This window comes from Pseudophaeobacter sp. 1A16562, assembly GCF_041008785.1.
Lineage (GTDB): Bacteria > Pseudomonadota > Alphaproteobacteria > Rhodobacterales > Rhodobacteraceae > Phycobacter > Phycobacter gallaeciensis_A.
Genome location: NZ_JAXGFT010000023.1, coordinates 36,602 through 45,898 on the forward strand (window position 1 = coordinate 36,602; position 9,297 = coordinate 45,898).

The 9,297-nt window shown below is 59.2% G+C and carries 9 protein-coding genes and 1 tRNA gene; 8 read left to right on the forward strand and 2 right to left on the reverse strand.

Going from position 1 to position 9,297, the window contains the following annotated elements; translation table 11 throughout:
* Positions 1 to 75 precede the first annotated feature (75 nt).
* Both SM764_RS21360 and SM764_RS21365 read left to right on the forward strand, forming a co-directional pair.
* Positions 76 to 396: an antibiotic biosynthesis monooxygenase family protein gene (locus tag SM764_RS21360; RefSeq protein WP_065270639.1), complete on the forward strand. Its 321-nt coding sequence runs from the start codon at positions 76 to 78 to the stop codon at positions 394 to 396.
* Between the two features lie 86 nt (positions 397 to 482).
* Complete coding sequence (locus SM764_RS21365) at positions 483 to 890, forward strand: universal stress protein (RefSeq protein ID WP_065270638.1); 408 nt, start codon at positions 483 to 485, stop codon at positions 888 to 890.
* Positions 891 to 998: 108 nt separating this feature from the next.
* On the opposite strand, the gene SM764_RS21370 is transcribed toward SM764_RS21365, so the two are convergent.
* Together SM764_RS21370 and uvrB are read right to left on the reverse strand one after the other, a co-directional pair.
* Positions 999 to 1,604, reverse strand: coding sequence for a hypothetical protein (locus tag SM764_RS21370; protein ID WP_369002718.1), 606 nt, complete (start codon positions 1,602 to 1,604; stop codon positions 999 to 1,001).
* 116 nt (positions 1,605 to 1,720) lie between these two features.
* Positions 1,721 to 3,913, reverse strand: a complete 2,193-nt coding sequence (uvrB, locus tag SM764_RS21375; RefSeq protein WP_274828452.1) for an excinuclease ABC subunit UvrB — start codon at positions 3,911 to 3,913, stop codon at positions 1,721 to 1,723.
* Positions 3,914 to 4,081: 168 nt separating this feature from the next.
* Between uvrB and SM764_RS21380 the strand changes: the two genes are divergently transcribed.
* From SM764_RS21380 to SM764_RS21405, 6 genes are all read left to right on the forward strand, one after another.
* Positions 4,082 to 5,206 carry a PepSY-associated TM helix domain-containing protein gene (locus SM764_RS21380; protein ID WP_369002719.1) on the forward strand — a complete coding sequence of 375 codons (1,125 nt, stop codon included), beginning with the start codon at positions 4,082 to 4,084 and terminating at the stop codon, positions 5,204 to 5,206.
* A gap of 87 nt (positions 5,207 to 5,293) precedes the next feature.
* Positions 5,294 to 5,605, forward strand: a complete 312-nt coding sequence (locus tag SM764_RS21385) for an ETC complex I subunit (protein ID WP_065270634.1) — start codon at positions 5,294 to 5,296, stop codon at positions 5,603 to 5,605.
* 195 nt (positions 5,606 to 5,800) lie between these two features.
* On the forward strand, positions 5,801 to 6,736 hold the full coding sequence (locus SM764_RS21390) for an MYG1 family protein (RefSeq protein WP_369002721.1): 936 nt from the start codon (positions 5,801 to 5,803) through the stop codon (positions 6,734 to 6,736).
* Between the two features lie 33 nt (positions 6,737 to 6,769).
* Complete coding sequence (locus SM764_RS21395) at positions 6,770 to 7,402, forward strand: alpha/beta fold hydrolase (protein ID WP_369002722.1); 633 nt, start codon at positions 6,770 to 6,772, stop codon at positions 7,400 to 7,402.
* Positions 7,403 to 8,153: 751 nt separating this feature from the next.
* A complete protein-coding gene (locus SM764_RS21400; protein WP_368947109.1) occupies positions 8,154 to 8,630 on the forward strand; it encodes a GNAT family N-acetyltransferase in 477 nt (158 codons plus the stop codon).
* A 193-nt stretch (positions 8,631 to 8,823) separates the two neighbouring features.
* Positions 8,824 to 8,901, forward strand: a tRNA-Arg gene (locus SM764_RS21405).
* Positions 8,902 to 9,297 lie beyond the last annotated feature (396 nt).

A 9,297-nucleotide genomic window follows, 5' to 3' on the forward strand; every position in this document is an offset into this window, starting at 1 on the left:
ACGCGGAAAACAGTCTTGTTTGCGGCAAAATCGTCGTAGTGTGGAGGTGTTCAGGGCCAATCACGGGAGGAAACGATGCCGACAATTTCCAAAACGGCCGATATTCAGACGGTCATCACCACTTTTGAAATGACACCGGGAACCTGTCAGGATCTGCTGGATGCGCTGACAGACGCCTATGACAATTTCATTTCCCGGCAGCCAGGGTTCATTGCGGCGGGGCTGCATGTGAATGATGCGCAAACCCGGATCGCAAACTATTCCCAGTGGAAACGGCGCGAGGATTTCATGGCGATGCTGCGCTCGGAGGAAATGCGTGAACGCAACCGCCAGATCAGCGCCCTGTGCCGCAGTTTCGAACCGGTGATGTACGAAGTTGCCGCCACCTTTGACTGAGATCTGCAAATAGACTGATATGGATCAAGGCCTTGGGGGCACGCGCCGGGCATGTTGTCCCCAAGCCCGAATGACTGGAGGACCCAATGTATCACAATATTCTTGTACCGATTTCCTTTGACCCTGACCGCGATGTATCCGCGCCTTTGAAACTGGCGCGCCTCTTGGCGACGCCAGAGGCGAAGATCACCCTGCTGCATGTGGTGGAACAGATCCCGTCCTACGCGATCACCTATATGCCGGCCGATTACATGGCCGAGGCCCGCGCCGCGCTGGAAAGCGAGCTGTCGGCACTGGCGGACACCCTGCCCAATGCCAAAGGTCTGGTCATTGAAGGGCATTCGGGGCGGTCGATCCTCGATTGGGCCGAGCAGAACAACCCCGATCTGATCATCATCGCGTCACACCGTCCGGGCATGCAGGATCTGCTCTTGGGCTCGACCGCAGCGCAGGTGGTGCGGCACGCCGGTTGCGCCGTGCATGTGGTACGCTGAGGTGATCTGGAACGGTAATTCCTGAACTTTCAGAAGTGAGAACGGGGGCGCGTGTATCGTGCCCCCGATCTGTTTTGATCCGATGCCTAACCGGATCGACAGGTCTGATCATCCAGCCAGCCTGGCCAAACGGTGCAAGGCCACGGCGGCCAGTCGCACGGCTGTGCTGCCCGGCTGTACGCCCTTCAACAGAGCGGAGCGGAGCAGCGCCTTGTTGGAATTCAGCGCGTCGGCAATGCGGGCATAATAGACCTGTTTTTCCTCTGGCGCCCGCAGCAGGATGGTTTCGGCTTGCTGGATCGCCTTCCGCGTCTGTTGTTTCATCCTCGGCAGGGCAGAGGGTTTGACTGGAGTGTATACCTCAAACCCACGACGTTTGGGTTTCGTACCTGGATCGCGGTTCTTGGCAATCGCAGCGCTAAGGGTGTTCTCGACAAGGTCCAGCGCCTTCTGCGCTTCGGAATAGGCCGTGTTGCCGCGCAGTTTGTCGCCAGACCGTTTGTAAACCAGCCGGTAGCAATCGTAACGGTAGACCCAATCGACATTCTCGCAGCGGCTGAAGCCCCGCGATAGGGTATTGGCGACGCTTTTGCTTGTTGCTGCGGACAGGCCGACAGAGGACCCGCTGCCTCCGTAACCTGCATCGCCGCCAGCGTGAAGCGCTCCGGCAGAGACCAAAAACAGACCGAGGGTGGCAACGCGAAAAATACTCATAAACAAAACTCCTGTATACCAATGTCAGGCTAACACAGAATGATGATCAGGCAAGGAGGCAAACCGGGACAGGAGGCGTCTTGCAGCCCCCTGCACAGGATCTGAACAGGCTCAGATCACTTCCATTTTCGTTTCACATTGCCGCCGCGTTGTCCTGGCTTGCCCGCCGTGGACCTGCCACGGGTTTTTACAGCTGCCTCGGCAGCCGCATCGACGGCGGACTGGCGGGCCAACGGATCGTCTGAGACCGCCAGATCCACGGCCTCCAGCCGTTTGACCTCGTCCCGCAGGCGGGCGGCTTCTTCGAACTCGAGGTTCTCGGCGGCCTTGCGCATCTGCTCCCGCAGCCCGTTGAGGTGGGCTTCGAGATTGGCTCCATGCATCGGCTTGTCGATATTGGCGGTGACGCGGTTCATGTCCACATCGCCCTGGTAGAGACCCGCCATGACGTCCTCGACGTTCTTCTTGACGGTTTCCGGCGTGATGCCGTGTTCCTCGTTATAGGCGATCTGCTTGGCCCGGCGGCGGTCGGTTTCTCCGATGGCCCGCTCCATCGAGCCGGTGATCCGGTCGGCATACATGATGACACGGCCATCGGCGTTCCGCGCCGCGCGACCGATGGTCTGGATCAGCGAGGTTTCAGAACGCAGGAAGCCTTCCTTATCGGCATCCAGGATGGCCACCAGCCCGCATTCGGGAATATCAAGGCCCTCCCGCAAGAGGTTGATGCCCACCAGAACATCAAAGGCGCCAAGCCGCAGATCGCGCAGGATTTCGATCCGCTCCAGCGTGTCGATGTCGCTGTGCATGTAGCGCACCTTGATACCCTGCTCGTGCAGGTATTCGGTCAGATCCTCGGCCATGCGCTTGGTCAGAACGGTACACAGCGTGCGGAAGCCATCGGCAGAGACCTTGCGGATCTCGTCCAGCAGGTCGTCCACCTGCATGTCGACGGGGCGGATTTCGACCATTGGGTCCAACAGACCCGTGGGTCGGATAACCTGCTCGGCAAAAACGCCGCCAGCCTGTTCCAGTTCCCACGCGGCGGGGGTGGCCGAGACAAAGACCGACTGCGGCCGCATTGCATCCCATTCCTCAAACTTCAGCGGGCGGTTGTCCATGCAGGAAGGCAGCCGGAAGCCGTGTTCGGCCAGGGTGAACTTGCGCCGGTGGTCGCCCTTGTACATGGCGCCGATCTGCGGCACCGAGACGTGGCTTTCGTCAGCAAAGACAATGGCGTTGTCGGGGATGAATTCGAACAGGGTAGGGGGCGGCTCTCCGGGGGCGCGGCCCGTCAGATAGCGCGAGTAGTTCTCGATCCCGTTGCAGTGGCCGGTGGCCTCCAGCATTTCGATGTCGAAATTGGTGCGTTGCTCCAGCCGCTGCGCCTCCAGAAGCTTGCCGTCGCCAACCAGCTGATCCAGCCGCATCCGGAGCTCTTTCTTGATCTCGATAACCGCCTGGTTCAGCGTCGGTTTCGGCGTCACATAGTGGGAGTTCGCATAGACCCGGATCTGTTCGAAACTGCCGGTGCGCTCCCCGGTCAGCGGATCGAACTCGGTGATCGCCTCCAGTTCCTCGCCAAAGAACGACAGTTTCCACGCGCGGTCTTCAAGGTGTGCGGGGAAGACCTCAAGCGTGTCGCCCCGCACCCGAAACGAGCCGCGCTGGAACGCCTGATCGTTGCGCTTGTACTGCTGGGCCACCAGATCGGCCATCACCTGCCGCTGGTCGTACATCTCACCGACCTTCAGATCCTGGGTCATTGCCGAATAGGTCTCGACGCTGCCGATACCGTAGATACAGGAGACCGAGGCGATGATGATCACGTCATCGCGTTCCAGAAGCGCCCGCGTGGCCGAGTGGCGCATCCGGTCGATCTGTTCGTTGATCTGGCTTTCCTTCTCGATATAGGTGTCGCTGCGCGGCACATAGGCCTCGGGCTGGTAGTAGTCGTAGAAGGATACGAAATACTCGACCGAGTTCTCCGGGAAGAAACCCTTGAATTCACCGTAGAGCTGCGCAGCCAGCGTCTTGTTCGGGGCCAGAATGATGGCTGGGCGCTGGGTTTCCTCGATCACCTTGGCCATGGTGAAGGTCTTGCCTGTACCAGTGGCGCCCAAGAGCACCTGATTGCGCTCGCCTTCGTTGACGCCGGCGCTCAGCTCCGCAATTGCGGTGGGCTGATCCCCGGCCGGGCTGAACTCCGTGTTCATCACAAAGCTCTTGCCACCTTCCAGCTTGGGGCGCTGGACGGCCTCGCGTTCGGTCATCATCGGCAGCGATTTGTCGGAATGGGCGTAGGGCATTGGCGCTCCTCAGTCTGGCGGCCATACACTTGATCTCTTTTTGTTCCAGATCAAGGGGGCAGGGGCAAGTCCCGGGCAAGTTCCCGAAAAATTGCACGGCACTGCGACGGAGATTGCGGCCTGCTGCGTTGCAGAAAGAGTGGCGTAAAACGATCCGGGGACAAAACCATGCGGAAGCTTATTTTCTGGAGTCATTTGACGGTCGGCCTGATGGTTGCCCTTGTAGTGCTGATGCTGTCACTGACGGGGCTGTTGCTGACCTATGAGGCGCAGATCACCCGTTGGGCGCAGACACCCGCGGTGTCCGAAGTGGGCACAGAGAGGCTGTCTGCGGATGAGCTGGCAGGCATCGCCGCGATTGAAACAGGGGGGCGGGCGACAGCGCTTCGTTTTGCAAAAGATCCGGATGCCCCCGTTACGGTGCAGGTCGGGCGAAATTCCACACTGTTTCTTGATCCATTCACCGGCGATTTGCTGCCGGAACAGGGTGCGGGAGTCGCTGCATTCTTTTCCACGGTTGAACATCTGCACCGCTGGTTTGCGCTCTCTGGTGATGGGCGTGATCTGGGCAGGGCCGTGACAGGGGCCGCGAACCTTGGCTTTCTGTTCCTTCTGGCCAGCGGCCTCTACCTTTGGTGGCCCCGGGTGTGGAAATGGCGGATGGTCCGCATGAACCTGTGGTTTCGCAAAGGTCTGCCCAGCAGCAAGGCCCGCGATTACAACTGGCATCATGTCTTCGGCTTCTGGGCGCTTGTGCCCCTGCTGGCGATTGCGGTGTCAGGCGTGGTGATTTCTTACCCTTGGGCCAGCGATCTTGTGTTCCGCCTTTATGGCGAAGAACCGGTGCAACTGCGTCGGCGGGCAGGGGCCGGGCAGGGCGCGTCGGACGCCGTGGCTGAGGTGTCAGATCTCGATCTGGCGCTGTTGCAGGCCAGCGCGAATATTCCGGAGTGGCAGCGGATGGAAGTTGCGCTGCCGCTTGCCGAAAAGATCCGCGTCACGGTCGACAGCGGCACCGGCCGCCAGCCGACGAAACAGGTAACGCTGACCATGGATGCCCGGGATGGGGCGGTATTGGACCGCAGTGAATTCTCTGACCGCAGCGCGGGTCAGCAGGCGCGGATATTCCTGCGGTTCCTGCACACCGGAGAGGTTTTTGGCCTCTTGGGGCAGACTTTGGCGGGATTGGCGGCCGCATTTGCCCTGGTGATGACCTATACCGGCGCGGCGCTCAGCTATCGCCGCCTGATCCAACCGCTGTTGCGGCGCAGGCGTAGCAGGCAGACGGGTTAGCATTGTCGCAATACTAAGGGTAAATCGATCTTGCCGCAGCGCGCAGATCATCGCATATAGGCAGCATCGGATGAGTAGGAGACTGCAATGCAAGCGCGTATTTACCGGCCAGCGAGAAACGCCATGACCTCGGGCATGGCCAAGACGCGGAAATGGGTTCTGGAGTTTGCACCCGCAAGCGCCCGCGAGGTTGATCCTCTGATGGGCTGGACCTCCTCTGCCGATACCCAAAGCCAGGTCCGTCTGCGTTTTGACAGCAAGGAAGAGGCGCTGGAATACGCCAAGGATCACGGCATCACCGCCGAGGTGGTCGAACCGAAGACCCGCAAGACCAACATCCGCCCCGGCGGCTATGGCGATAACTTCGCCACCAACCGGCGCGGTCCCTGGACCCACTGAACCTGTAAATCGGGGCAAGGTTGTCGCGGAATCGGGGCAAAGATTTCGCGGAGCACCAGATTTAGATACTGGTGAGCGCGGCGCACAGCATGTTGATGCTTGTCGCGTCGCCGCCGGAATCCCCCCGAACGCGATTTCCTCAGGGCGACCCAACCGGTCGCCCGTTGTATTTCCAGATCTGCCAGAGTGCCCATCATGATCATTACCCACCTCGTCACCCACAATGGCGGTTTCCACGCGGACGAACTTCTTTCCTCGGTCATCCTGACCCGCCTGTTCCCGCAGGCCGAGGTGGTGCGCACCCGGGACGCCGCGTGGATCACCCCCGGTGAGGGCAAGATCATCTATGATGTCGGCCGCGATTATGACGCTGAGGCGGGCATTTTTGACCACCACCAGCGCCCCAATCCCCTGCGTGAGGACGAACAGCCCTACAGTTCCTTCGGTCTGATCTGGAAGCATTACGGCCTTGACTATCTCCGCGCTTTGGAGATCCCCGAGGCCGATCTGGAAGACATCCACGCCAGCTTTGAGCAGAGCTTTGTCCTGCCCATCGATCTGATCGACAACGGCGCGATGAACCCTTCGGTTGCAGGTCCGCTGACGCCTTTGACCCTCTCGGTCCTGTTGGAAAGCCTGAAGCCCGTCTTCGACAACCGCAGCGCGGACGCGGACGATAAAGCCTTCGCAGAGGCGCTGCCGATCGCACGGGCGTTTGTCGAGGCGTCGATCACCAAGAAAGCCGCCAAGCGTCGTGCCGAAGCCATGGTCATCAAGGCGATCCACGATGCTGGCCCCTCGCGCATTCTGGAATTGCCCATGGGCATGCCCTTCCGCTCGGCCATTGAGGCGACTGGCGCGGACCACCTGCTGTTTGTGGTGGCCCCCCGTGACAATGACTGGTCCATCGGCGGTATTCGCATCAGCGGTGACAGCTTTGAACAACGCGCCGATCTGCCCGCCGCATGGGCTGGCCTGACCGACGAGGCATTGGAAGAAGCCAGCAGCGTCAAAGGCGCAAAGTTCTGTCACAACGGACGGTTCATCGCGGTTGCCAGCAGCCGTGAGGCAGCGCTTAAGATGGCCGAACTGGCCGTCGAAGAGGCTAAGCGCACAGGCGCCGCAGCCTGATCTCGCCGCAGCCTGATTTCGTAGGAGGGCACGATGGATTTCCTGCTGAACGGAGACGAACCGGGGCGAACCACAATCCTGCTGGCCCATGGTTCTGGCGCAGCGATGGACACCCCTTGGATGGATACGGTTGCCGAAGGGCTGGATGCCCAAGGCTTCCGCGTCGCCCGCTTCGAGTTCAGCTACATGTCCGCCCGTCGCACTGGCGGCTCTAAGCGCCCACCGGCAAAGGCCGACACCTACGCGCCAGAATTTCTTGCCGCCATTGACGCGCTTGGCTGCGATGGTCCGCTGATCATTGGTGGGAAAAGTATGGGCGGCCGCGTGGCCAGCCTGATCGCTCAGGACCTTTATGACGCGGGGCGGATAAAAGGCATGGTGTGCCTCGGCTTCCCGTTCCATCCGCCGAAGAAGCCCGGCAATCGACGTGGTGAGAACCTTGCCGAGATCACCTGTCCAACCCTCATCTGCCAAGGCACCCGCGATCCATTCGGCACGCGGGAAGAGGTGCAGGAATACGATCTGTCCAATGCCGTGACCCTGCACTGGCTGGAAGACGGCGATCACGACCTTAAGCCGCGTAAACGGGTGACCGGCAAGACGCTTGAGGACCAACTCCTTGAGCTCGCTGAGCAAGTCAAGGTTTGGGCAAATTCCTGCTTCTGATTGGCTTCGTCAATATTCGGCTGGAGAAATACAGGCGCCAAATTCGGCCCAATCCGGCCCTGCGTGTGAGACAGCGCGCATGACCGCTCGAAGCCTTTAACCATGTCGTAAGCTACCTGAAAGCGGGAAGATGGTATTTGACGCAGTCACTACGGTTTCGATGATTGAGGCGTTCCAGACCGCGATCCCCCTTTGCGATCTCCCAAAATATCTCGGCGCAACGAAAGGGCAAATTGAAGTTCTCTCTCGGAGGAATTGTCCTCCCGCTGACCCTAAGGACGGAACGCGGCTCGGTTCAGCACGTCCTCTTTGGTCGATCGCACCTTGATCAGCTACTGGCAAAAATCGCCGGTTTGCCGGCAACACCGGTGTCCGGCGAAGGCGCTTTTGCATCCGATTTTCTATGCTTGCCAGCGTGGGGCCGACCGATTTGGGTACCTGTTTTCGGAAATTTTCAACGGAAACATCCCGGCATTCCGACATCCCCGCAAGCAAGGGATTGAATCAATCCTTGTAGATGTCGGACACTTGGTGTCCGCGAAAAACGCAGCCTGACCTACCCCCGCAGATCTTGAGATGGAGCCCGCTTCGGCGGGCTTTTCTTTTTCTATTTCAGGGTGTTCACGGGATCTTGCCCCTATTTTCGCGGCATCCTTGCTCCGAGGGAGGAAAGGCGTAAAATAAGGCTTTGAAATCATGTTGAATTTTTTGCCACGTGGAAACAACTTTGCCCCGACTTACAGAACCAAAGATGCCCGAAACTGTGATTGTACCGGCCCGTCCTTCGGATCCCGATGCGGCGGTTCTGATCCGGCGCCACCTGGATCAGATGGCCGCGCAATCTCCGGAAGAGAGCTGTCACGCGCTGGACGGCAGTGGTCTTGAAGGTCCGGACGTGCAGTTCTTCCTGCTGCGCCGTGATGGTCAGGCGATCGGTATGGGCGCGCTGAAGCGGCTGGCGGATAACACCCGTGAGCTGAAATCGATGCACACGCTCTCTGAGGCCCGCGGCAGTGGCGCGGGCAGGGCCATTCTGGACCATCTCCTGAAGCTTGCCCGCCAGGACAGCGCCTCTGGCATTTACCTGGAGACCGGCTCTACCCCAGAGTTCCTCCCTGCGCGAAAGCTTTATGAAAGCTACGGATTTTCGGAGTGCCCGCCCTTTGGGGACTACAGTGAAGATCCCTGGTCCGTCTTTATGCATCTGGACCTGCAAGCCGCGCCTTGACCCTTGCATTGCGGGTGTCGTAACTGGTCCTCAGCGGTCCCTTAGCTCAACTGGATAGAGGACAAATAGCACCCTATTATCTACCATGTGCAGTGATGCACCTGAAATTGGTGGAAAATTTTCGGGTAGGCATCCCATCTCGCTACCAAGTTGACAAGGCGGGGGATTTGGCTGATACAGCCGAAAGAAGAGCGGGCCGTTAGCTCAGCTGGATTAGAGCAGGGAACTTCTAATTCTCAGGTCGGGGGTTCGAGTCCTCCACGGCTCGCCAAATTTTCAATCATCGTTTCGATCGAACAGCAATGGCGGCTCAGCTGTACTAATGGACAAAATCCACCGAGTGCATGGATTTTCCAATATCCCAATTTGGGAGGCATGGATAAGGGTTGGCGATTGCAATGTTTTTTCTTTTGCTGCGCATCTCAACATTGACCAGAGGCGAATTATCCTGAAATGCGATGGTCGAAAGCCTGCGTAACTACCCGTCCGCGCCTGCTTCCACGATTTCCAACATTTTCAGTTTTTGGAAACAGTCGCCTTTTCGGGTGACCTGCCCCCCGCAAAATCCCTCACCATGAAGTAGAGTCTGCCCAACCTATGTAGGAGCAGACAAATGCGTAAGAGCCGTTTCACCGAGGCGCAAATCATCGGGATGATCAAAGAGCAG